Here is a 24932-nt window from a genome sequence, read left to right as displayed (position 1 = left end):
TGTGGGGGACCTTCCTCTCAGAACCCCTACTGATCGTCGCCTTGGTGGTCCGTTACACCGCCAACTAGCTAATCAGACGCATGCCCATCTCTTACCGATAAATCTTTAACTATCTCATGATGCCATTCAATAGTGCCATGGGGTATTAATCCGAATTTCTCCGGGCTATCCCCCTGTAAAAGGTAGGTTGCATACGTGTTACGCACCCGTGCGCCACTCTCAACATCCCGAAAGATGTCTACCGTTCGACTTGCATGTATTAGGCCTGCCGCTAGCGTTCATCCTGAGCCAGGATCAAACTCTCCATTGTAAATTATCTAACTATACACAACTGATATACAAAGCATATATACCAGCCTCCCTGTCTTTCTCTCTCAGGTTATTATTTTTTCGCCTTACATCACTTCAAAGAACTTGCGTCGCCTCATTCGGCAACACTGTCAGAAAAACCGCCTCACAGCTTCGTTTTCCCCGTTTTTTTTATTTTTGTTTTCCCCGTTCCTTCCGAACAGGAGTGCAAAGGTAGTAGAAGTTTTTCCGTTTGCAAAAAGAATCTGAAAAAAATGTTTTTTCTTTTTCTTCCCACTTTCACAGATCCAAACACCCCTCGGTGTCTAGCTTCTTCTTTTCACTCCGCCTTTCAATTTTCCCCCGCGCCGTTTGCGTCGATTGGGAGTGCAAATATCGGGGGATTATTTCAGGATACAATAGCTAGCTAAGAAATATTCAAGGATTTCTCCTAAAAGCCTGAGAACGAAAAGGAAAAAATATCAAGAAAAAAATTGCCCTGAAGAACAAATCCTCAGGGCATGAATTCTAACTTATTTGGGAAAATCAGAGCTTTTTCAAAACGATATTTCGCCAGTATACTTTTATACCTCCTCCATCGTGGATTTGTAATAAAACTCCGCCTTTTCCTTCTCCTATCTTTGGATCAGAAAAGTTGACCATCTCTACCCCATTCAAATAAGATGTGACATTATCCCCTTTTACTACAATTCTCATCTTATTCCAATCTCCAAATTTCAAAGCTTTGTCTTTTTCAGGATCTGGCTTGATCAACCATCCCCTTCCATAAGACTCATAAATTCCTCCGGTATCGCTTCCGGGAGGAGCTACCTCCACTTGCCAACCAGAAACTTTGGTGCCGTCCACTGTTGAACGAATAAAAACCCCACTGTTTCCATTAGCCTCTTGCTTAAATTCTAAAGTAATTTCGAAATCATCGTAGTTTTTCTCGGTTCCTAAATATCCGTATCCTTTGTCCGGACCACTTTCTGAGACCAATAGACCATCTTCCACGTACCATTTTTCTGTTCCATAGATTATCCATCCATCCAGATTTTTCCCATTAAACAGCTTTTCTTTTTTTTGCACAAAAGACACCTGGGTCATCCCCAACAGCATCAGGCATATCAATAATTTTCTCATAGAGTTCTAATCTTAATATTTTTAAACCAAACAGGGTCACCATGATCCTGCAAAGCAATCAATCCCTTACGGGCAATTTTATAGTCCGGGAAGTCATTCCACTTACCAGAATTTCTTCTTGCTGTCCAATCTTCAGAGTAAGGAACAAACTCTACAGTCTTCTTTCCATTCAACCAATAACTCGCCCCTTCTTCTGAGAATATTATTTTGGAAACATTCCATTCTCCCGCAGGCTTAACTACTCCTTCAAAATCCGGCTCATACATCGCATAATCACCAGCCAGGGACTGCCATTTTTCTAAGGGTCCCTCAAAACCTAATTGGTCTATCACCTGATATTCCGGACCCGTATAATATGGAGCTTTGTAATTTGGTCCCTCCACTACGTGATAAAACACCCCGCTATTTCCCCCGGGAGAAATTTTCCAAGTAAACTCCAACTCAAATTCTTCAAATTCCATTGGTCCAAATACAATATCTCCGCCAATATCACTTCCACCGGTCGCACCCAGTCCTTTCATAGCTCCATCCTCAATAATCCAGTTAGAGGGAGTTGTGTCTCCATTAAAAGCACGCCAACCTTCCATAGATTGCCCATCAAATAATAGCATCCACCCCTCAGACCGCTCTTCCTCGGTCAAAGTATTGTCCGGAACTACTACCTCTTCAACTTCTTCAATTGTTTCTTTTGGCTCATTTGGACCGCATGCCCAAATAATTGCTGCCAAAAAAGCTCCTGTTATTATTCTAGTTTTCATAGCTTATACTAATTTCATATTTACTGGATCCCATTTGATAAATTTATCCTGGAAATAAGAATCATTACACAATAGCGCAGGTGCCGCAGCTCTGAACCCGAAAACGGGATCTTCTACTACAGTTCCTCCTGTCCTGATCGCATTAAACCAGTTTCCGAAATGATCGTAATGTGCACCTTTCCAAGATCTCTCAGCTGTGTAAGATGTTTCTCTAGGTGGTAAAATTTTAGCTCTCTCCTCCTGACCTGAAGCAGCACGTAGTTTTGCCTGCTCTTTCATAAAAGGATCATCGCTCTCGGCATTTTGATTTAACTTCACTACCACCTCTTCCCACTTCACATCCATTGAGCCTTTAGTACCAACGATTCTCAGATAAGTTGTACCGCTGGTTCCGTCTACAAAATTACATCTCAATGACAGATTAAATCCAGGATGCTCAGGAGTTTCAGGGTAATCAAAAGAACCTAATAGTACATCAGGCACTTCTCTTCCATCTTTCCAATATCTCAATCCCCCCATAGAAGAAACCTTACTTGGGCCTTTGGAATTGGTAATAAAATGAAGACTGGAAAAAAGGTGGACGAAAAGATCCCCTGACATTCCTGTTCCATAATCCAAGTAGTTTCTCCATCTAAAAAATCTCAATGGATCCCATTCCCTATCTGAAGTATTGGAAATATACCTCTTCCAGTCTACTGTTTTTGGGCTTCCATCAGCAGGAACATTGTACTGCCAAGCCCCTTCTGGGGACATTCTTGCCCAGAATCCTTCTGCATATACAATATCCCCTATTACTCCAGCGGCTAAAAGTTCTTTTGCTTTTTCATTTCCAAGCGATGATAAGCCTTGGGAACCAACAACCATCACCTTACCGGACTTCTTCCATGCATTGATTACATCCATCCCTTGAGCCACACTGTGAACCATAGGCTTTTCACAGTATACATGCTTTCCTGCGTTCATGGCATCAATAGATATTTGCTTATGCCAATGATCAGGGGTAGCAATGATTACCGCATCTACATCCGAACGCTTAAGTAATTCCTTATGATCTTTGGTTGTGAAGATATTGGATCCCCATTTTTGTTTGGCAGATTCCAATCTTCCATCGTACAAATCACAAACTGCTGTCATTTGAACGTTGGCATGACGAAGGGCCGTATTCATATCTTCCGTCCCCATAATGCCCGCACCGATCAAGCCCAAACGTATAGGCTGAGCAGCATCCCAAGTCGTATTTCTATTGAGAAATTGGATATCCGGTTGGTCATTTGCAAAAACAGCGGGTGCAATTGCTGCTGTCCCAGCAGTCAAGCCCAGTTTTTTCAAAAAACTCCTTCTGTTATTCTTCATTATCTGAATAGGTTTATGGTTAATTGAATCGAAAAGTTACTTGAAATTTTTAAAAAAGTATGCTTAGAAAATAAAATTTTTCACATCGATAAGGTGAATGATAATTTTATGGCTTTCTAAAGGCTTTGAAAATACCTTTTACTTTTCAATAATCTTGAGCCATACCAAGAAAACATTTCCCCATCTACAATTTTGATTTTCTTCTTCGGAAAAAGCCCTTCAAATTCTTTGATATGTTTCTCTTTGAAAGGAAATGGCTCTGAGCTTAATAAAATCCATTCAGGATCTAGACCCTTAATTTCTTCAATGCTCAATTCAGGATATCTATCCTGAGCAACTACATTTTCAAAGCCTGCATATCTTAACATTTCATCGATAAATGTATTTCTCCCTGCAGCCATCATAGGCTTATTCCAAATAAGGTATACAGCCCTTCCCTTCCCAGGCATTGGTTTTAAAAATTCTTTAGAAATCTGAATACTAAGCTCTTCGGCTTTTTCCTGGGATCCGGTCAATTCACCGATTGAGCGAATCATTTCCAGCGCGTCTGAAACTTTAAAAATATCCGACATCCATATAGGAAATCGCTCAGCAAGTTTTTCTATGCCTTTTTGATCGTTTTCCTCTTTATTCCCTATGATCAGATCGGGTTTCAATTCCTCAATGACTTCAAACCTATAATTTTTGGTCCCTCCCACTATAGCTTTTGATTTCTTAAGGCCTTTGGGATGAATACAAAATTTGGTGACCCCAACTATTCTATCCTCCAGGTCTAAGTCAACCAAAAGCTCTGTCTGAGATGGAACCAAAGAAACAATCCGCTTGGGAGGATGCGGAAGAAAAATTGTTCTGTTAAGTTGGTCAGTGAATTCCATTTGAAAAAAGATATTGGTTATTAGTTACTGGTAATAGGCTTAAACTCTTTATCCAAATAACTAATAACCAACATACTATTAACTAATATATCTAAAATCAAAAGACGGATCAAATTCCATTAGGAATTCAAACATCAAATTGATCACCTGTTCGATATCATCCTTACTGGCCGTCTCTACGGTAGTATGCATATATTTTAAAGGCAAAGAAATCAAGGCAGAAGGAACACCCTCATTTGAATATGCGAAGGCATCCGTATCTGTACCGGTACTTCTGGAAGCTGCGGCTCTTTGAAATGGAATTTCCTTCTTTTTTGCAGTTTCAATAATGAGGTCTAGCAATTTTTTGTGAACTGAGGCTCCATAGGTAAGAACAGGCCCTTTTCCTGCAGTCTGATCTCCGCTAGTTACCTTATTATATAAAGGTGCAGTGGTATCATGACATACATCTGTTATAATAGCGACATTCGGTTTGATTCTATGAGCGATCATTTCTGCACCTCGAAGACCAATTTCTTCCTGAACGGCATTGACCACATATAATCCAAAAGGAAGCTTTTTACCAGACTCTTTGATTTTTTTGGCTACTTGCGCAATCATGTAGCCTCCGATTCTGTTATCCAATGCCCTGCCAGAATAGAATTTATTGTTCAGCTCGATTAATTCATCTTTGAATGTGATCACGCATCCCACATGGATTCCCATTTTTTCTACTTCCTCTTTGGATCTGGCTCCTACATCTATAAATATATTATCCAATGTAGGTGCATCCTCTTTTCCTTCTTTTCTAACGTGAATAGCTGGCCAGCCAAAAACCCCCGGAATAATTCCTTTGTCAGTATGAATATTTACCCGCATAGAAGGGGCGATCATGTGATCGGATCCACCATTTCTACGCACATAGATATAGCCATCATCTTTTATATAATTGACAAACCAGCTGATTTCATCAGCATGCGCTTCAATGACTACTTTAAATTTAGCCTCTGGATTAATGACACCCACAGCAGTACCATAGTTATCCGTAAAATAAGTGTCTGTAAAAGGTTTGATATAATCCAGCCAAATCTGCTGCCCTGATGCTTCAAAGCCAGTTGGGGAGGCGTTGTTGAGGTATTTGTGAAGAAATGTGGTTTCGATGTTCATGTTTTGTATTAAAGATTACTTCTTATAAAACTTGATTATTCGACATTCATCATTCGATGTTCGATATTAATGGTTCAAAGTTCAGCATTCAATGTTCCCAATTGCTTTCTGACAGCATTGTGGGCCTCTAAAAGAAAACGAAAACTTCAATACAAGCTTACTACAACGGAATATTACCATGCTTTTTCCTAGGAAGCTTATCCACTTTATTTTCCAGCATTTTGAATGCCTTGATTAATTTGGTTCGGGTTTCTGACGGAATGATGACCTCGTCTATAAAGCCTCTGTGCGCTGCACGATATGGATTGGCAAACTTGGCTGTATAATCATCCACTTTCTCCTGCAATTTTGCTTCAGGATCTTCCGCTTCCGCAATCTCTTTTCGGAAAATTATTTCAGAAGCACCCTTTGCTCCCATCACTGCAATTTCAGCAGTTGGCCAAGCAAAATTCAAGTCAGCTCCTATGTGCTTGGAGTTCATTACGTCATAAGCACCCCCATAGGCTTTTCTGGTAATCACAGTAATTCTTGGGACTGTGGCCTCAGAAAAGGCGTAAAGCAATTTTGCTCCATTTGTAATTATACCGTTCCACTCTTGGTCTGTACCGGGTAAGAATCCAGGAACATCAACCAAGACCAATAGGGGTACATTAAAGCTATCGCAAAATCTTACAAAACGTGCCGCTTTGATAGAAGCATGATTGTCCAAAACCCCTGCCATTGACTGAGGCTGGTTTCCAACGATCCCAATACTCCTCCCAGCTAATCTGGCAAAGCCTACTACTATATTATCTGCATAATTCTCATGAACTTCTAAAAATGAGTCAGCATCAACAATTCCTCTAACAGCATCACGAATGTCATAAGGATGATTTGGATTTTCAGGAACAATAGAGTCCAACTCTGCTCTGCTCTCATCATCCTTCATTTCGTAAGGATACACTGGGGCAATTTCTTCGCAGTTTTGAGGGATATAGCTGAGAATTTCTTTGATATGGCGGATACACTCTACCTCATTTTTACAGGAGAAATGAGTTACTCCAGATTTGGTACTGTGCGCAGAAGCACCCCCTAATTCTTCAGCAGTTACATTTTCCTGCGTCACTGTTTTTACAACATTAGGCCCAGTTACAAACATATATGAGGTATTCTCAACCATCAAAATAAAATCCGTAATGGCTGGAGAGTAAACAGCTCCTCCTGCACAAGGTCCCATAATAGCAGAAAGCTGAGGAATCACCCCCGAAGCAAGAGTATTCCTGTAAAATATATCGGCATAGCCACCTAGAGAGTTAACTCCTTCTTGAATTCTTGCTCCTCCAGAATCATTCAAACCAATCACAGGAGCCCCGTTTTTCATGGCCATGTCCATGATTTTACAGATTTTTTCTGCGTGGGTTTCAGAAAGTGAGCCCCCAAAAACCGTAAAATCCTGAGAAAACACGTATACCAAACGCCCGTGAATTTCCCCATATCCAGTCACTACCCCGTCGCCCAAGTAATGCTCTTTATCCAAGCCAAAATCTTTGGCTCTGTGCATAACAAACTTGTCTACTTCTTGGAATGAGCCCTCATCAAGTAGCAAATCAATTCGCTCTCTTGCAGTGAGCTTCCCTTTCTTATGCTGTGCAGCTATCCGGGCTTCTCCTCCGCCCAGTAATGCCTCTTCATTTTTCTTTTTTAATAAATCTATTTTCTCCTGATTTCCCGGAGCGGTATAAATGGGTTTATTCTGATTTTCCATGAAAGAATCCTTTGTGTTAGCCAAATATAACAGGCTTTGTCAAGGCGGAAAAAAATATCCTGAAGAGTGAGAGAATAATCTTTTCTAAAGCAACATAACCTTCTGAAATAAATGACAATTAAAATTTGAATTCTCAATGGTTTTTAGAATTAGTTTCTATATTCGCCCATCCAAAATTTTGGCAGCTTATGAGTACCCGAAAGGCCGCGGTGATAGATATGGGAACCAATACATTTCACTTGCTATTGGTTGAAATTAATGATGGAGATTTCAAGACAATCTACAAGGAGAAAATCCCTGTAAAACTCGGTCAAGGAGGAATCAATCAGGACAGAATTGCTCCTGAGGCTCTCAAAAGAGCTTACCACACGCTTCGCCACTTTAGAAACATGATTGATGGAGAAAAAATCGAACATGTTTTTGCTTTTGCAACCAGCGCTGTCAGAAATGCCCAAAACGGACAAGAATTTGTAGACGAGGTCCGCAAAACTCTCAACATTGATATCAAGGTGATTTCCGGAGAGGAGGAAGCGATGATGATTTATGAAGGCATCAAATTATCGGGCTCTCTAAACGGACAAACTGAATTGATGATGGATATAGGCGGAGGGTCTGTGGAATTTATCATCGGAAACTCTGAAGAGGTTTTTTGGAAAAAAAGTTTTGAAATTGGTGGTCAGCGATTATTGGAATTATTTCATCACCATGATCCTATCTTGCCTGATGAAATACTCAGACTCTATGACTATCTAGAGGAAAAATTACAACCACTTTTAGAAGCTATCAAAACCCACCGACCCAGCAGCTTGGTAGGCGCCTCCGGTACTTTTGATACATTGACAGATATCTATTTCGAGTCTATGCTGCAGTGTAAACTAACTGGACAACATGTATTTGAGCTACCTAGTCCAGAGTTTCACAGAATTCATCAAATGCTCCTGACTCTCAATCGGGAGGAAAGATTACAGATTCCCGGTATGATTCCTATGCGAGTTGATATGATAGTGGTAGCCTCTACTCTGATTGATTTCATCTTGCGCTATGTACCTGTGGATTCTATGACTTGTTCTCATTATGCGTTGAAAGAAGGAGCTATCTCCACTCTTTTAAAACAGGTAACTACCTCCTAAATCCTGCCTATTTCTTCTCAATCCTGTTATCTTTGTTTTGTACATCGAAACCTAGACTGATTGACCTATGGCTATTTTTACTTACGACCAACTCTATAAGTTTACTCATGATATGCTGATCAAAATCGGCTGTCCCGAGGTTCATGCCCAAATTGGGGCCGAGGTCTTGCTTTCAGCAGATATGAGAGGCGTAGATAGCCATGGAGTTGCTAGACTTTCAGGCTATGTGAGGCTATGGGAAAAAGGTAGGATCAATACCAATCCCAATATTCGAATTGTCCATGAGAGTCCATCCACAGCGGTAGTCGATGGGGATGGAGGATTGGGATTAGTGGTCGCTCCCTATGCCATGAATGTGGCTATCGAGAAAGCAAGTAAAGCAGGAACAGGCTGGGTTTCCGTCAGAAACTCTAACCATTATGGAATTGCTGGATACCATTCAATGATGGCTTTGGATCACGATATGATTGGAATTTCTTTGACTAATGCTAGCCCCTTAGTTAGCCCTACTTTTTCAAAGGAAAGACTATTAGGTACCAATCCAATTTCAGTAGCCATCCCGGCAGATCAAGAGCCTCCTTTTGTAGCAGATATGGCTACAACCACAGCAGCTAACGGGAAATTAGAGATTCTTCAACGGAAAGGAAAAGATGCACCTGAAGGCTGGATTCAGGATAAAGAAGGTCTTCCTACTACCTCTGCTAATGGAGTAAAAGATGGAGGTGCCTTGCTCCCATTAGGAGGGGATAGAGAGCATGGTTCCCATAAAGGGTATGCGTTGGGCTCTATTGTTGATATTTTCTCGGCGGTACTTTCGGGAGCTAATTATGGGCCATGGGTCCCTCCTTTCGTAGCTTTTTTAGAGCCTGACCCCAATCCGGTAGGTGAAGGAATAGGACACTTTTTTGGTGCTATGCGTGTGGATGCATTTAGACCGGCAGATGAATTTAAGTCTCATATGGACAATTGGATCAGAAGATTTAGATCAGCCAAACCAACTCCCGGAAATGAAAAAGTTTTGATTCCTGGTGATCCGGAAAGAGAATTAGAAGAACAAAGAAGAAAAGACGGAATCCCTTTATTGGATCCTGTGGTCAAAGATTTGACTGAGTTGGGAGAAAAGTTTGGGGTAAAATTTTAAATGAAAAGAGAGCTCGGTAAATACTGAGCTTTTTTATTGAACTCCGCCTATCCCATCCTCATTTGTTGAATTGAGCACTTTTTGTATCTTGTTTTTAGCAATTATCTCAAACCCAATTACCTATGAATCAATTCAACCGCCGAGACTTTTTAAAAGGCTCTTCTGCATTAATGACCCTTGCAAGTTTTGGACTGCTGGGCATGGACTTCAAAGATCAAACAGGCCCAATTCGGGTTGCCCTTATAGGAACAGGATGGTACGGGAAATCCGATCTTTTCAGACTGATCCAAGTTGCAGATGTGGAAGTAGTGGGATTAGCTGACCCCGATCGGCGTATTCTGGAAGCTGCTGGAAAGCTTGTTTCAGAACGTCAAAAATCCAAGAAAGTACCTGCCTTGTACGAAGATTATCAGGAGCTCCTGAAAAAAGAAAAGCCTGAGTATGTTTTAATTGGCTCTCCGGATCATTGGCATGCTTTAATGGCTATTGATGCCCTCAAGGCAGGAGCCCATGTTTATCTGCAAAAGCCTATCTCAGTAGATGTCATTGAGGGTGAAGCTATTTTAGCTGCTGCGAGGAAGTACGATAGAAAAGTTCAGATTGGAACCCAGCGAAAATCAACCCCTCATCTCATTCAGGCTAAAAAAGAGATTATTGATACGGGCAAACTTGGAAAGATAAGCCATGCAGAAGTATGCTGTTATTTCCACATGAGAGCTAATGGAAACCCTCCAGTGGAGCCGGTACCCGACTTTTTCAATTACGAGTTGTGGACTGGCCCGGCACCCTTGAGACCCTATGATGGATTACCTCATATCCGCTGGTGGAGGACATTCATGGAATATGGAAATGGTATTACCGGTGATATGTGTGTACACATGCTGGATACAGTTAGATGGATGCTCCAGTTGGGCTGGCCGACTCAGGTCACCTCCACCGGAGGCATTTATGTTCAAAAGGAAGGCAAATCCAATATTTCAGATACACAAACTGCCATTTTTCAATTCCCCGAACTGGAAGTAGTCTGGCAACATAGAACTTGGGGTAATCCTGCCGATCCTGAATATCCTTGGGCCTTTAAAATCTATGGAGAAAAGGGAATGCTCGCTGGCAGTACCATGCAGGCAGACTTCTTCCCATATGGTGAAGGAGAGGAGCCTAAGCATTATGATGTAGTCTATGAAAAAGAACAATATCCAGAAGATGTCACAGAAGAAAGGATAGAATTGAATGCTGCTCCAGCCACAAGATTACATATGAAAGACTGGCTGAAAGCGATTGAGACTGATACCCTTCCTGTGGCAGACGTTGAAAATGGACACATCTCAACTGCTTCCTGCATTTTGGCAAATATTTCTATGGAATTAGGAGGAAGGCCTCTCAAGTATGATCCAAAAACGAGAACGGTGGTTGGAGACCCGGAAGCTACCACAAAACTGAGAAGACCATATAGGGCTCCTTATATACACCCAGAGCCAGATCAGGTTTAATATTGTAATAAGTAGGCAGTCAATTATGATTGCCTACTTTTGTTTTACCCCAAAGATCAATGAGTGAAATTAAGAGGAACTCAGAGAGTGAATATTACTACTTCCCCCTTTGTCAGCTTATTTTTCAGCCCTTCTTCGAAGTCTTGAATCCCGACTTTACAAGACTGCCTAACCCGGAGAAAGTGGGCCTCAACCGATTAAAAGTTGTTGTTTTATTAAATAAAATCGAAAGCTGAAAGTTTAGCATCAGGACAGAAAATCTTGATGGGTTTGCAATGAAGCCTCTTAACTTTCCTTAGGCCTGTGTTCACTGCCTACTGCTAACTTAAGACTGCCAACTTTTGATGGAGGATTAAGACTATTAAATAAATCAAATATTCAATTTGAAGAATGGCTAAAATTCAGACATTTCAGCTTTCTCACTTTAGATTTCAGCCTTTCCAGCTTTCTCACTTTAGAATTCTGCTTTTAAGAGACCGCTTCGCTCCCGTTGGTGACAACTCTATTTAAGGTTCCCGAACTTCTAAAACTGCCTATTGCAACAATTCCCTTTCTCAATATTACCCCAAAATAAATTGACCCTTTTTTATTTAAAATAAGCTTAACGTCCTATTTAAGGCAGACCAAGTCCTTTTCTCTAATTTTGAACTGTACAGCAAATACTTTTTAACTTCTTGCATTACACTTTTAGCCCCGACAATCGTCGGGGCCACTTTGCAGGAATCTTCCTGAAAATTTCCCTTGAGATTTTAAGCCCTTCTTGTACCTTAGATGGGTAATTCTTGCCTTATGGAAACCAGTACAACCCAAGCGACCGCTTTAAATTTTGATCGAAAAAATCTGAGTAACCAAAAATTATTGGATCTCTATGAATCCCTGATTATGCCTAGAAGGATAGAGGAAAAAATGCTCATTCTTCTCCGACAAGGCAGGATTAGTAAATGGTTTAGCGGTTGGGGACAGGAAGCTATTTCAATCGGAGCTGTCAATGCATTGAAAAAGGATGAATTCATTCTTCCTATGCACAGGAACTTGGGGATTTTTACGGGTAGAAATATCCCCTTGGAGCGACTTTTCGCCCAGTTTCAAGGTAAAAAATCCGGCTTCACCAAGGGTCGAGATCGATCTTTCCATTTTGGAACTGTCGAGCATCATATCGTAGGAATGATTTCCCATTTGGGTCCACAGCTGGCTATTGCGGATGGTATCGCTTTAGCGGATAAATTATCCACGCAAAATAAAGTCACTTTGGTTTTTTCAGGAGATGGAGCAAGTTCTGAAGGTGACTTTCATGAAGGCCTAAATGTCGCAGCCGTATGGAAGCTGCCAGTAATCTTTGTGATCGAGCATAATGGCTATGGACTTTCTACCCCAAGTGAAGAGCAATTTGCTTTTAAATATTTTACTGAAAAAGGGCCTGGATATGGCATGGAGACTGTTCGGGTTGAAGGCAACAATGTCTTAGACGTTTTTCAAACCATTCTTGAACTGGCCGAAGACATAAGAAAAAACCCTAGACCGGTTTTGGTTGAAGCCATTACTTTCAGAATGAGAGGACATGAGGAAGCCTCCGGGACGAAATATGTGCCCAAACAGTTAATGGAAGATTGGGCTAAGTTAGACCCTGTAGACAATTACGAGGCCTATCTGGAATCCATTGGTGTGCTTGACGAAAAAACCAAAGAGCAAATCAATAAAAAAGTCAAAAAAGCAATCAATGATGGGCTGGAAAAAGCATTTGCTGAGGAAGCTATAATTCCGGATCTAAATGAGGAATTAGCTGACATATATTTTCCATTTGAACAAAAACTGATTCAGCCTCATAGTGGAAAAAGCAGCGAAAAGCGATTTGTAGATGCCATCAGTGATGGACTCCGACAGTCTATGGAAAAGTACCCCAACTTAATTTTAATGGGTCAGGATATAGGAGAGTATGGAGGAGTTTTTAAAATCACCGATGGATTCAAAAGGCAATTTGGAGCTGATCGAGTAAGAAACACCCCTCTCTGTGAAAGTGCTATCATTGGAGCAGGTCTTGGGCTTTCTATTAAAGGATACAAGGCAATGGTTGAAATGCAATTCGCTGACTTTGTCTCCGTAGGTTTTAATCAGATTGTCAACAATTTGGCTAAAATCCATTACCGCTGGGGACAACAAGCTGATGTGGTGGTTCGAATGCCTACAGGAGCTGGCATGGCTGCAGGCCCTTTTCACTCCCAGTCTAATGAGGCATGGTTTTTTCATACCCCCGGTTTGAAAATTGTCTATCCTTCTAATCCCTACGATGCGAAAGGCTTATTAAATGCGGCCTTGGAAGACCCGAACCCTTATTTGTATTTCGAGCATAAAGGACTTTACCGATCCATCAGTGAAAGTATCCCGGATGATTATTACACGGTGGAAATCGGAAAAGCCAACCTGATCCAAGAAGGTGAACAAGTCTCCATCATCACCTACGGAATGGGAGTTCATTGGGCAAAAAAAGCAGTGGAAGAGCTTTCCATTTCTGCAGATATTTTGGACATGAGAACCCTTCTTCCTTGGGATCAAGAAGCAGTTAAAAGCACGGTTAAAAAAACAGGAAAAGTAATTTTCTTGCAGGAAGATACCCTCACAGGAGGTATTGGAGCCGAAATCTGTGCATGGATTTCAGAGCATTGCTTTCAGGATTTGGATGCTCCTGTCATGAGAGAAGGAAGTTTGGATACTGCAGTGCCATTTGCTCCTAATTTGGAAAAACAATTTTTACCTGAAAACCGATTTAAAATCAAATTGCAAAGTCTTATCAATTACTAAGTTTCATATTCCATCTTTTCTATGAAAAAAATCACTTTCGCATTTTTCATTTCCCTCCTTTGCCTGAAGACAAGTCTACAAGCCCAAAATTTCGTAGGAGGAAACATTGGCCAATATTCCGGCATATTTGGTGTTTTGGAAAACCCCGCTCTGGCAAAGGATGATTCCTACAAATTAGATGTCAACCTGTTTGCTGTCAGTGGTTTTCTGGGCAACGACTATGTGGCTATTGACTTTAGTGACTGGAATAGCTTTCGGGACGGTTTTAATTTTGACACAGATTTAAGCAGAAATCCCAATCCAAGAAATAAGTTTTTCGGAAATGGAGATGTTTTGGGCCCCTCAGCGCTTTTCCAGCTAAATTCAACTAGCGGATTAGCTATCAGTACGAGATTTAGGACATTCTTTAATATCTACAATCTTGATGGGGAAATATATGACCTAGCCTCCTCTGTGGATATCAATTCTGATTTTGGAGTAACTCTTGAGCAACTTTCGGGAACGGGACATGGCTGGGGAGAAGTGGGTCTGAGCTATGCAAGAACACTTATTAATTCCAACCAACTGGAATTGAATGCGGGAGTTACGCTTAAATATTTGATCGGAGGAGGAGGCGTTTTCGGTTATAGCCAACGACTGCAAGCTAATTATGCATCTTCCAATAAAGCACTTACTACCTCGGGATCATTGGATTATGCATATACTGAAGGCTTTGAAAATGATTCTTTCAGTCTTTCTTCCGGAAGTTCGGGACTAGGAGCAGATTTAGGAATTTCTTTTAAAATACCTTCAAGCGACCAGTCTCTTTCTAGTTATAAATTAAAAGGAGGGATTTCCATCACAGATTTAGGGAAAGTCTCCTATGATAACAGCACCTTTTTTGACTATGATCTAAACGCTACGATTAATTCGGATGAGTTTAGAAATAAAACTTTGGATGAGGTTCTGGCAGATAACTACCCAGGATCAGAAAGTAGAAGAAATCTAGATTTTCAGTTGCCAACAGCATTCCGGGCATTTGTGGATTTGCCTGTCACTTCTGGACTATTTGTCAGTTTGCAAACAGCAGTAAGCCTGAGAGAATTTGGAGAAAACCCGAGTTCCAGTTTGATTAATTTTATCACCTTGAATCCAAGGTTTGAGAAGAAATGGTTCAGCATCTATTCACCTTTAAGTTTTAGACAGTATCAGAGTGGTCCAGCTTGGGGTTTAGGCTTTCGTGCGGGACCAGTTATGCTGGGTTCTGGCTCAATTCTATCCAATCTTTTGGCTAGCAATTCATATTCCACAGACTTATATGTGGGTTTGAGGATACCTATCTACAGCAAACAATAAATTTGGGAATCTCAAAAACCCAAACACTTTACCAACGTTGATTGGGTAAATGGTGAAAAAATGAAAAAGGCATTTTTGGGGTTTATTTTATTTATAGCTTCTTCAATTACCGCCTATCCTCAATTCTTTTTGGCTGGTGGACATTTGAATGGAGGGCTTCCTTCAGGAAGATTTAAGCAGGAAACCGGATCCATTTTCATTCCTTCGGTATCTGGTTTACTACTATATGAATTCCCCACTACTCCCCTCCAGGTTGGATTGGAAATCAGCTATGGCATTTATGGATCAGAGCTTCAAAAAAGAAATGATCTATTTCCCGGATTTAATCAGGAATTGAGGTTGAGAAGGAATAACAATCTTGCCTCGGGAATGATAGTTCTCCGATATTTGCCTTGGGTGAATACCAAAATCACCCCATTTATAGAAGCTCAAATGGGGACTAATTACCTCTACACCCGGTATAAAATTCGTGATAATATTTTTGAAACTGAGTCCATTGAAAGTGGCAAAGATTACGAGGATTGGGTCATAGGATATAAGATTGGGACAGGTGTTCAAATCCCATTAGGGTTTAATGAAAACCTAAGACTTGAGCTTAGAGGAACTTTTCAGGATGGAGGTAATGTGCGCTTCCTCCAAAAAGGAGATGTCAGCTATGACCCAGATGAAGGAATTTTCCTCTATGATTTCAGAAGATCCCCATTGCAATACATGACTTTTTCAGTGGGGATTATTGGGATTGATGTGTTTAGATAGAAAATTCAATGGTTTGATTATCCGTAATTTTGCCACTTACCATATTTTCTTTGTTTGATCTATTGGATACTTCGACTTCGCTCAACACAGGCAACCGAAGACCGAAGTTTTGGGATTCTGATCCTTTGGGCTAATACTAAGCCCTATTCTTCTTCTTGCTGGTAAGAAAGCGGATATCCACGTAAAATAATAGTAGGATAAAGAATTAAAGAGGAGCCTAAACCTTCCAAAACCTCCACCTTCTCTTTTTCTCAGTCTTTTGGATTGGCGCTGACGTTGAGTCAATCATTTTTTCTTTTTTCCACAAAAAGACAGGCAAAGCCCAAAAAACACCTACCATACTAAAAACCAGTCCTCCTATAGTCCCTATTGCCAAGGAAAACCAGAAAATTTCATTTTGACCCTCCATAATAAATGGGATCAAACCAAAGCAAGTAGATAAAATAGTCAAAAGAATAGGAATGGCTTTTCCAGCTACAGACTTCAAGACATTCTTATTGTAATTTCCTTTCAATCTATTATTCAAATCATTGACTATAAAAATCCCAGCATTGACAGCCAGACCTCCCAGCATGACAAAAGCGGCATATCCCCCTTGGTCAAAGTAGAAATCAAAGAGTGAAAAGATCAAAAAGAGCCCGATAAAACTAATAGGAATAATCGCAATGATATATACAGGCTGCTTCAGGTTTTCAAACAGGACTGCACAAATCATAAAAATCCCAATAATCAGGAATCCAAGAAGAGAATATTGACGTTTGGCCTTTTCGTAGTTGAAACTCCAAGTTTGCTTATCAGCTGTATACCCAATAGGCATGACCTGCTTCATTTCTTCCAAAACTTCGTCCAAATACTCGTTTCCAAACTTGCCCGAACCCATATATTCAAATGCCACCGCACGGATATACTGGCGGTCCTCTTTATGGAGAGCATTGGTGGTGGTTTCTTTGGTCAGGGTCCCATAATCTGTAATCTTAAATATTCTATCCTCCCCACTGATCAGCCCCTTTTGCTCCAGGTCAAACTTGCTAAAATCACCTGCATTGGCTTCCCTGATCACCAAATCATAGTTTTTATCTTCCAAAGTTAAAAAACCGGATGGTCCTTGAGGTTTGCTCAGGTCCAGCATGGTATTGATCAGTTCAAACTGATTGGTTTTACCCAAAGCAATCTGGTTTTGATTGAGCCGGAGTACATATTCCTGTGTTTTTTGCTCTCCCCATCCCAAACGCTCATTGGTATTAACTTCCTGAATTCGCTTATGCTTGAGCAGTTTTTCTGCCAACACATTGGCCTGGCGTTCCAGTTCATCAAAATTATAGCCCTTCATGGTCACCCGAAACGATGGAATTCCTTCACCTCCACCACCGGTGTAGAAACCTTGCCCTACTCCATAGATATTCCACTGGGCACCACTCCAGTCAGTTGATTTGACAGATAATTTCCCCTTGAGCTGATAAGGCAGCGCTGAGCGTTCATAGGCTTCTTTAAACGTAATAGTGATTTGCCCTCTCTGACCTGAGGCCACATAGGTCACAAACTGATCTATTCCCTCCACGCCTTTCAGGTAGGCTTCAAATTCCCGCATGATAAAGTCCATCTGATCCAGCGTATTCCCAAAGGGTAATCGGGCGGACACATAGAGTCTGGTCTTTTCTGCCTCTCTATATGAACTTTTCTCAAAAACTCCTCTTACAAACATTCGAACAGAACCTCCTAGTCCTTTATCCACATAAGGCCGGATTTCTTCCTGATAAAAAGTACTGCCAATGGTACTATTGTACCATTCCTGACCTTCCCATTTTGCCGGAAGGTAAAAAATCGGAATTCCGAAAAGTAAAATCAACAGTGTCACAAATGTCTTTCTATACCTGGCCGTCCAAGCTATTGCACCCTCATATAGCTGAAGATTTTTGGCCCGCCTTCTCAGCTGGGGAATGCTCAACTTTCTCCCTTTTTGGGCAGATTCTTTAAACAGCACCTCATAAAACGCAGGGGTAAAAAACAAAGCGATTAATAAGGATATCCCCAGCATCACTGAAACCACAATGGAAAATTCCGTCAAATTCTTTTGATCTTCTTCCGGTAGGAAAAATACGATCATCAGTGCCGCTATGGTAGTCAGAGAGGCCGCCAATAAAGCCAAAAACACTCGCCTGTTTCTATGCTTATGCAAATGATCAATCATGATGATCGCATTGTCCACGATCAAACCAAAACTAATCGTCAATCCTGCCAAAGAATACAAATGAATATCCACTTTCAGGAAATAGAGGATAATCGCACACAAACTCAGATTGATCAGAATACCCAAAAACAATATGCTGAGATATTTGAGATTGCGGTTGATCAGGAAAATAAATACAACCAGGATCAAAATGGAGAGCCCAGATCGCTTATAAATCTTATCCAGCTCTTTGTCTAAGAACTCCGTATCATCATTTTCCAAACGCACTTCAAATCCCGCTGGCAGCAATACCTTAGAATTCTCAATGGCTTGTTTTAAATTTTTAGCCAAGAGAACCTTATTGACTCCCTCCCGATTGAAAACTGAGACCGTTACCGAGTTATTTCCATTAATTCTATAATAGGAATTGGCCTCTTCTTCTTCCAGTGTAAGCTTGGCTACATCTCTGAGAAATACATCCTTTCCATCCACCTGACCTATACGAAGATTCTCCAGTTGCTTCAAATCTTTCAGAGAGCGGTCCACTTGGACAAAAAGAGTTTCACCCTGATTATTCAGAACTGAACCAGGAAAGTTCCTCCCAAAAGCCTGATTGATTTGGCTGGTGAGCTGACCACGGGAAAAGCCAAAAGCCTGCAGCTTCTGAACATCAAAAGTGACATACAACTGCAAATCATTTGCTCCTCGAATCGTCACTTCCTCCACTTCTTCAAAAATTGTTAAGGCCGGCTTAATGACATCTTCGGTGATTTTTTTGATTTCAAAGGATGCAAAAGGACCATTGACAGAATAGGTCAGAATGGGAGTTTTAAAGTCAGTTCTAGCTTGCTCGCTTTGCGTGACAATAGGATAAGTGACTCGGGAGTCCAACTGAGGATAAACTTGACGGATCAGAGAAGAAACCTCAAACTTCTTCATCTCCATATCCGATTTTTTATCAAACCTCAAGGTGATATTTCCCTGATTATAATTAGAAATGGAGTTGATTTTTTTGAGCTCGGAAAGCTGGGACATTGCCCCTTCCAAAGGTGATGTGGCAAGTTTTTCTACAATTTCGGGAGAAGAGCGTGGAACTTGATAGGAAATAGACAGGACGGGTTCCCGCTCTCTGGGATTCAAATCCACAGACAGTAGCGGTATGACTGCCACTCCCATGATAGCCAAAACAACAAACGCAACTAATACTCGAAATGGGGTCATATCACGCCTCCTTCAACTTCTTCTTTGACACAAAAAACCAGTAGGCCAATGGCACAAAATACAAAGCGGTCAAGGTTCCAATGGTCAATCCGCCTATCACCGAATACACCAAAGGCCTTTGCAAGTCTGCTCCCAAACCCGAACTGAAAATGATCGGAATCAAAGCCAATATCGTTGTAATGGAAGTCATCAAAATGGGCTTGAGACGAATTTGACCTGCTTTATGAAGAGCCATTTCCAAGGCAGCCTCAGCCGAAACAGTCGGGCTTTCCACGTACTCTTTTCGAAGGCGATTAATCGTATCTATTTTTAGAATTGCATCATTCACCATAATCCCCAACATCACCACCAAGCCAATCGCTGACATGACATTGAGGGAAGCACCTGCCAAAAGCAAGACCAAAAATGCCCCTCCAATACCCAAGGGAAGAGTAAATACCACGATCAAAGGCTGGATAAAGCTTTCAAATTGTGCTGCTAATATGAAATACAGGAGCAAAACAGAAATGGCTAAAATCCCGATGAGCTGACGGATATTCTCCCGGTCTTTGAAATACTGTCCCACCATGGAAATTCCCAGATTTTTATCAGCTCCCCATTTGATGTAGTCAGAGGCGAGTGCATGCGGCTCTTCCGCTGTGACCAAAACCGATTGATAGATTCCACCTTTGTCCGCAGTCACATATTTATAATGATCATCGTATCGGTAATCCACAAATTCTCCCAAAATATAGGAGCTTGAATCCGATCGATTAATACGGGTGGTTTTCAGTAAATCCTCAAATCTCTCTTGGGATTCTTTTAATCGGATTGGGGTAACTTCTCCAAAGCGCCGGATATCAGTAATCGTAAAGCTTCCAAATAAACGGGAAAGTTGCTCCTGCACTTGTTCAACAGGAATCTGATAGGTGGCCAAACGATCCGCCTTTAAGGTAAAAACCACAGAAGCTTCTTTCTGCAAACCCGGTCCTCTTTCCCACTCAGAAGTAGGAAACTGACTCAGCCAAGGATCTACTTTTTTCTCCTCCACCGGTTTCTTTTGTGCCAAATCTTTCCACCTGACCTCGTAGTAAGGCAAGGAACTGGAAAAAAGCTGATCAAAAGCATTGGGAGCATCACCCAAGGTATAATTGGCTCCGGGGTAATTGGCTGCCAGAAAAAAATCGATTTTTGGCAAATGTTGATTTTTTTCCTCTACCGAAGAAAAGAGAAAATAAAGCAGGGATTGCTGTATGGAGTTTTCTCCGTCAAAAAGCAAAAATTGCCTTACTCCCACGTCTGCCTCTGCTTTTTCATAATTGCCTTCCATAGATTTCATCAGAGCAATTACTCTATTTCTATTTTCTAAGGCAGAAATAGGCTCATTCCAGTCAATTTCTAGTGTAGCGTCCAACTTCTCTATTTCAGGAAGTCCTGTTGTCCCAAGCAAGTAACCAATCCCCAACCCCAAGGGAATCAATAGTGTAAAGACAGCCAAAACTATTTTCCTATGTGCAAAAACTGCACTGTACCCTTTTTCATATAATCGTAATACTGCCGAAAAGAAAGGCCCCTCTCTCCCATCGTCTAGCTTCTGGCTTTTGCTGAAAAAGAGAAAATACAGCATAGGCAATAAGATAAATGCAACCGCCAGGGAAACGGACAAAATTGCCGCAACTGCTACTGCTTGATCAAAAAAGAGAGCACCGGAAATCCCGCTGAGGAAAACCAAAGGAACAAATACAGAGAGCGTGGTTAGCACTGAAGAGACCAGGGCACTCATGACCTCATCCACTCCAGCCACACAGGCTTCAAAAAGCGATAATCCTGCCTCCCGTTTTCGGGTGATATTGTCCAATACAATGATGGCATTATCGATCAGCATCCCGATTCCCAGAGCCAGACCTGAAAGAGAAATGATATTTATCGAGATATCAAAAAAGTAAAAGACTAAGAAGGAAATCAATAGGGAAGATGGCAAACTGACTCCAATGATCAGGGGCAATCTGTAATCTTTCATAAAAAGAAATAGCACCCCAAAAGCAAACAATCCCCCAAAAAGCAAAGAAGTCTGCAAGTTGGAGATGGCTGCATTCAAAAGATTGGATTGGTCTTGGGTCAGCTCAAAATCTACCTGAGGATAATCAGTTTTGAATAGCTCCAAAGCGGCTTTCAGTTCAGGCATCAACTCATTCATTTTGGCAGCTGCCTGCTTATGAACAGTAATCACCAAGGCTTCTTTAGAACCAAAGAGATGGTATCCAAGCATTTCTTTGGACTGGTAATTGACCGTGGCCAATCTTCCCAAGGGAAGTATAGCTCCGGATGCTGCGGCTACCGGTAGGCTTTCTATATCAGTGGGAGTATCTACCCTAGTGGCCAATCGGAGATAGTACCGGAATTGACCATCTTTCACAGAAATCCCAGGCAATTCAGAATTCCCGGATTGTATGGCTGAAATGATATTTTGCTGAGTCATTCCCAAAGCCCGAAGTGCCTCTTCTTTGGGTTCCACGGTTATTATTCGCTCCTTTTTGCCATTGATATCTACCAGAGATACGCCTGGCAGTTGTTCAATTCTTTTTTTGAGCACGTTCTCTGCCAGAAGACTCACCTCGATCTCATCAACTCCTTCTTTAGGCACTACTTGTACTCTAGCCACTGGAATATCAGAAGTATTGATCCGAATCACTTCAGGTCTTGCCAATCCTTCGGGAAGTGCATTGGTTATTCTATCAATCTTTTCATTGACATCAATATAGGCCAATTCCATCTTGGTGGAATAATCAAAAGTCAGACGAATAGTCCCTACTTCCGATCCAGCCTTGGAGTCCATTTCTTCCAAGCCATTGAGTGTGATCAAGCCTTCCCGAATTGTACTGAGTACATTTTGTTCGATTGCTTCAGGGGAAGCATTGGGATAATTGACCTTGACTACAATCTGAGGAACGTCAATCGGGGGGAGTAAAGAAATCGGAAGCGTGCGAAAGACTATGAAGGAAAAAACCATCAAAGCCAGAAAAGTCATAAATACGGCAATAGGCCGGGCGAGTAAAAATCTAACCATAACTTATTCGCTTACGATTTGGACAGGTGCCTGATGTGCCAGCTGCAAATTGTTGGTGGTGATGACAGTACTACCGGATGTAATCCCATCCAAAATCTCTATTTCCTGACCATTATCCTTACCGACTTCCACATAGTTCCACTTGGACTCATTGTTTTCTATGGTAAATACAACAGCCCTTCCCGAGCGATAAACTACCGCATCTTTTGGCACCACTAGTGAATTGGACTGAGGAGCACGAATGATGGCTCTAGCATTCATCCCCGGTAGGAGGTTTTGAGAAGATGTCAAGCGAATAGCGACCTGAACCAAGCCATTTTCATCTACTTTGGGATTGATGCCCGTTACCCGGCCCTCTAAAGCAGTACTTGTATTGGAGATAGGATAAATTTCTGCTTTTTGATTTAGGGAAATCATCGAAATATCTGATTCCAGCACTTTTACCTTTAGCTCCAAACTATTGGTACTTAGAATTTCGCAGAGTTCAGCATTGCTGGAGATCAGGCTCCCTTCCTTGAATTTTAAATCTGCAATTTTACCCGAAATGGGAGCTTTTACCTGACAGCGTTCCAAATTCAACTGGGCTTCTTTCAGTTCAATTTCAGCCAGGAAAACCCCATTTTTGGCTTTCAACTGTTCTTCTAAATACGCTTTCCTCTCAGCATCGCCGGATTCAAAATCTTTCTGAAAACCCAATTTGTCATTTTGATATGAGGCCTGAGCATTTCGGAGGGCTATTCGGGCTTTTTCCAAGCGGATTTGGGCTTCGGTTGGGTCTAGTTTTGCTATGACTTGCCCTTTGGTAACGGACTGACCTTCCCGAATGGGAAGCTCGATCAGATAACCCGGCTGCTCAATCAAAGCCTTAACTTGGGCAGAAGCTTCTAATTTTCCGGTAGCATTGATCAGGTAGTCAAAGCTTTTATTTTCAGCTTTGGCCACCTTTACTTCGGTAGCTGCTACTTCATTTCTAAATGATTCGGAGGGAATTTCTTCCTGTTTTTCGGCTTCCTCTTTGCAGGAAAAAAGAATACTTGCAAAAAATGCAAAAAGAATAATACGGTAGTTGCTCATCGAGATAATCGTTAAAGTCCTAAGTAACTAATTTATCTCTCATTGACCAAAAAAATCAGATTGCACACTGTTAAAAAAAGCAAAAAAAATCTTTTGAAAATACCAGAATTACTTTCGGGAAAATCTTAGGATTGAGGGAAGGACAAATTTAAATTTTAAAGAAAACCCTTATGTAATATCCATTAAAACTAGGCTTAATGGGAAAAATAAACTTCCTAAGTATCAATTAGATGGTAGCTAGAAACAAAATCAAAACTTAATTTTTCCATTCGATCTGAAATAAAGAAAAAATGAATCAGTCGCATGGATATTTCTCTTAATAATTTAATATAACTACTCGAAGGTAAACTTTTTCAAATAAAGGTTCTCATCAAAACCTCGCATTAAAATACTAAGGGTATCTTCCTTAACTTGAGGTATCAAAGACCGCAATTCAAAATAGTGCCAAGGACCGACAAGCTCGCTTTCTTTAATAATTTTATTATCTAAATCTATTTTCATAATCATTAGTCTAAAAGTATTTTCAGGGTCATCCAAATCATTATTTATAAAGTGCACATAAGATAAATAAAAAATCCTGTCATTATTACTTGAATTTGAAGCAATTGCTATAATTTGATTCATTGGCTTAGCGTCAAAAGGAGAGACTTCAAAGTAATGTAAATCAGTATTAAAAAAATTACTCTTGAGTTCAAAGAAATTTAATAAATCCCCGTTTAAATTATATTCTTTCAATATAGGAGTTCCAACAGAATTTATAATGTAAAATTTATTGTTCTTATAGACCACATTTTCACCTTTAATTAGAGCAAGATTCCCTTCAGAATAGTTTTTCGGATAATTACCGAAATTGGCTAAAAAATCTCCATTTTTAGAGAAAACAGCTATCATTTTACCTTTTAGAAAACTTTCTTTAATAGGTAAATCCATCCTTTGACTGATATAATAATTTCCTTTAATAGATTCAAAAAAAGGCTGAAAATTTAATCTGGTATTTAATTTGGAAATATTTAAATCAAATTCATTTAAAAATTCACCATTAATACCAAAAACATATATTTTATTATACATGAAATTTAGCAAAAAAAGAGAATCCGATTGTATATAAGCATTTGAAAAACCAGTTTTTGGTAAAGGATAATCTAAAACATCAAGGTAGGAATAGGTCTTGAGCTTGCTTCCATTATTTGTATTATACAGATGAATTGAAGAAAATGAACCATCTCCAAAAACTAAAAGTGAATCTTGATAAATCTTAGGGTTAAAAACAAAATTAAAGGAACTACCAGACTCGTCCAAAGCTATTGAGTCTAAAAAGTTAACCAAACCTGATTGAAGTAAAAATTCACTTGATTCAAAATCTTCTTTTTCATTACATCCCAGTAAAATAAAAATTAAAAAAATATATTTTTTCATAAAGGTTAATTGATTTGTAAAGGTCAATAATTTGAATTCAAATTATTGACCTT

The 24932-nt window shown here is 40.5% G+C and carries 16 protein-coding genes and 1 rRNA gene; 6 read left to right on the top strand and 11 right to left on the bottom strand.

From position 1 onward, the window contains the following. The 7 genes from BM073_RS08170 to BM073_RS08140 form a co-directional block, all read right to left on the bottom strand. Nucleotides 1–310: ribosomal RNA gene (locus BM073_RS08170) — 16S ribosomal RNA — on the bottom strand; the annotation flags it as partial. Nucleotides 311–834: 524 nt separating this feature from the next. Further along, on the bottom strand, nucleotides 835–1431 hold the full coding sequence (locus BM073_RS08165; RefSeq protein ID WP_091653026.1) for a 3-keto-disaccharide hydrolase: 597 nt from the start codon (nucleotides 1429–1431) through the stop codon (nucleotides 835–837). Continuing rightward, nucleotides 1428–2189: a 3-keto-disaccharide hydrolase gene (locus BM073_RS08160; protein ID WP_091653024.1), complete on the bottom strand. Its 762-nt coding sequence runs from the start codon at nucleotides 2187–2189 to the stop codon at nucleotides 1428–1430. Before BM073_RS08160 ends, BM073_RS08165 begins: the two co-directional genes overlap by 4 nt. Nucleotides 2190–2192: 3 nt before the next feature. Then, a complete protein-coding gene (locus BM073_RS08155) occupies nucleotides 2193–3542 on the bottom strand; it encodes a Gfo/Idh/MocA family protein (RefSeq protein WP_091653021.1) in 1350 nt (449 codons plus the stop codon). Nucleotides 3543–3658: 116 nt separating this feature from the next. Then, nucleotides 3659–4417 carry an ABC transporter substrate-binding protein gene (locus tag BM073_RS08150; RefSeq protein WP_091653018.1) on the bottom strand — a complete coding sequence of 253 codons (759 nt, stop codon included), beginning with the start codon at nucleotides 4415–4417 and terminating at the stop codon, nucleotides 3659–3661. A 78-nt stretch (nucleotides 4418–4495) separates the two neighbouring features. Continuing rightward, nucleotides 4496–5563 carry a M42 family metallopeptidase gene (locus tag BM073_RS08145; protein ID WP_091653015.1) on the bottom strand — a complete coding sequence of 356 codons (1068 nt, stop codon included), beginning with the start codon at nucleotides 5561–5563 and terminating at the stop codon, nucleotides 4496–4498. A gap of 160 nt (nucleotides 5564–5723) precedes the next feature. After that, nucleotides 5724–7307 (bottom strand): acyl-CoA carboxylase subunit beta, encoded by a 1584-nt coding sequence (locus BM073_RS08140; protein WP_091653013.1) that lies wholly within the window; start codon nucleotides 7305–7307, stop codon nucleotides 5724–5726. Nucleotides 7308–7495: 188 nt separating this feature from the next. Between BM073_RS08140 and BM073_RS08135 the strand changes: the two genes are divergently transcribed. The 6 genes from BM073_RS08135 (at nucleotide 7496) to BM073_RS08110 (ending at nucleotide 15955) form a co-directional block, all read left to right on the top strand. Further along, nucleotides 7496–8437 carry a Ppx/GppA phosphatase family protein gene (locus tag BM073_RS08135; RefSeq protein WP_091653010.1) on the top strand — a complete coding sequence of 314 codons (942 nt, stop codon included), beginning with the start codon at nucleotides 7496–7498 and terminating at the stop codon, nucleotides 8435–8437. Nucleotides 8438–8504: 67 nt separating this feature from the next. Next, on the top strand, nucleotides 8505–9578 hold the full coding sequence (locus tag BM073_RS08130; RefSeq protein ID WP_091653008.1) for an Ldh family oxidoreductase: 1074 nt from the start codon (nucleotides 8505–8507) through the stop codon (nucleotides 9576–9578). Nucleotides 9579–9700: 122 nt separating this feature from the next. Further along, nucleotides 9701–11068 carry a Gfo/Idh/MocA family protein gene (locus BM073_RS08125; protein ID WP_091653005.1) on the top strand — a complete coding sequence of 456 codons (1368 nt, stop codon included), beginning with the start codon at nucleotides 9701–9703 and terminating at the stop codon, nucleotides 11066–11068. Between the two features lie 789 nt (nucleotides 11069–11857). After that, entirely contained in the window at nucleotides 11858–13864 is a 2007-nt protein-coding gene (locus tag BM073_RS08120) for an alpha-ketoacid dehydrogenase subunit alpha/beta (RefSeq protein WP_091653065.1), read from the top strand. Between the two features lie 21 nt (nucleotides 13865–13885). Next, on the top strand, nucleotides 13886–15199 hold the full coding sequence (locus tag BM073_RS08115; RefSeq protein ID WP_091653003.1) for a hypothetical protein: 1314 nt from the start codon (nucleotides 13886–13888) through the stop codon (nucleotides 15197–15199). A gap of 60 nt (nucleotides 15200–15259) precedes the next feature. Then, nucleotides 15260–15955 (top strand): hypothetical protein, encoded by a 696-nt coding sequence (locus BM073_RS08110; protein ID WP_091653000.1) that lies wholly within the window; start codon nucleotides 15260–15262, stop codon nucleotides 15953–15955. 217 nt (nucleotides 15956–16172) lie between these two features. On the opposite strand, the gene BM073_RS08105 is transcribed toward BM073_RS08110, so the two are convergent. From BM073_RS08105 to BM073_RS08090, 4 genes are all read right to left on the bottom strand, one after another. Further along, nucleotides 16173–19343: an efflux RND transporter permease subunit gene (locus tag BM073_RS08105; RefSeq protein WP_091652997.1), complete on the bottom strand. Its 3171-nt coding sequence runs from the start codon at nucleotides 19341–19343 to the stop codon at nucleotides 16173–16175. Nucleotide 19344: 1 nt separating this feature from the next. Further along, nucleotides 19345–22389 carry an efflux RND transporter permease subunit gene (locus tag BM073_RS08100; RefSeq protein ID WP_091652994.1) on the bottom strand — a complete coding sequence of 1015 codons (3045 nt, stop codon included), beginning with the start codon at nucleotides 22387–22389 and terminating at the stop codon, nucleotides 19345–19347. Between the two features lie 3 nt (nucleotides 22390–22392). Then, nucleotides 22393–23463, bottom strand: a complete 1071-nt coding sequence (locus BM073_RS08095) for an efflux RND transporter periplasmic adaptor subunit (protein ID WP_091652990.1) — start codon at nucleotides 23461–23463, stop codon at nucleotides 22393–22395. Nucleotides 23464–23796: 333 nt separating this feature from the next. Further along, complete coding sequence (locus BM073_RS08090) at nucleotides 23797–24879, bottom strand: hypothetical protein (RefSeq protein ID WP_091652988.1); 1083 nt, start codon at nucleotides 24877–24879, stop codon at nucleotides 23797–23799. Nucleotides 24880–24932 lie beyond the last annotated feature (53 nt).

Origin of the sequence: Algoriphagus ornithinivorans, assembly GCF_900115305.1 — a bacterium.
Classification (GTDB): domain Bacteria; phylum Bacteroidota; class Bacteroidia; order Cytophagales; family Cyclobacteriaceae; genus Algoriphagus; species Algoriphagus ornithinivorans.
Note: the sequence above shows the minus strand (reverse complement) of the source record. Positions and strands in the feature narration are given on the sequence as shown.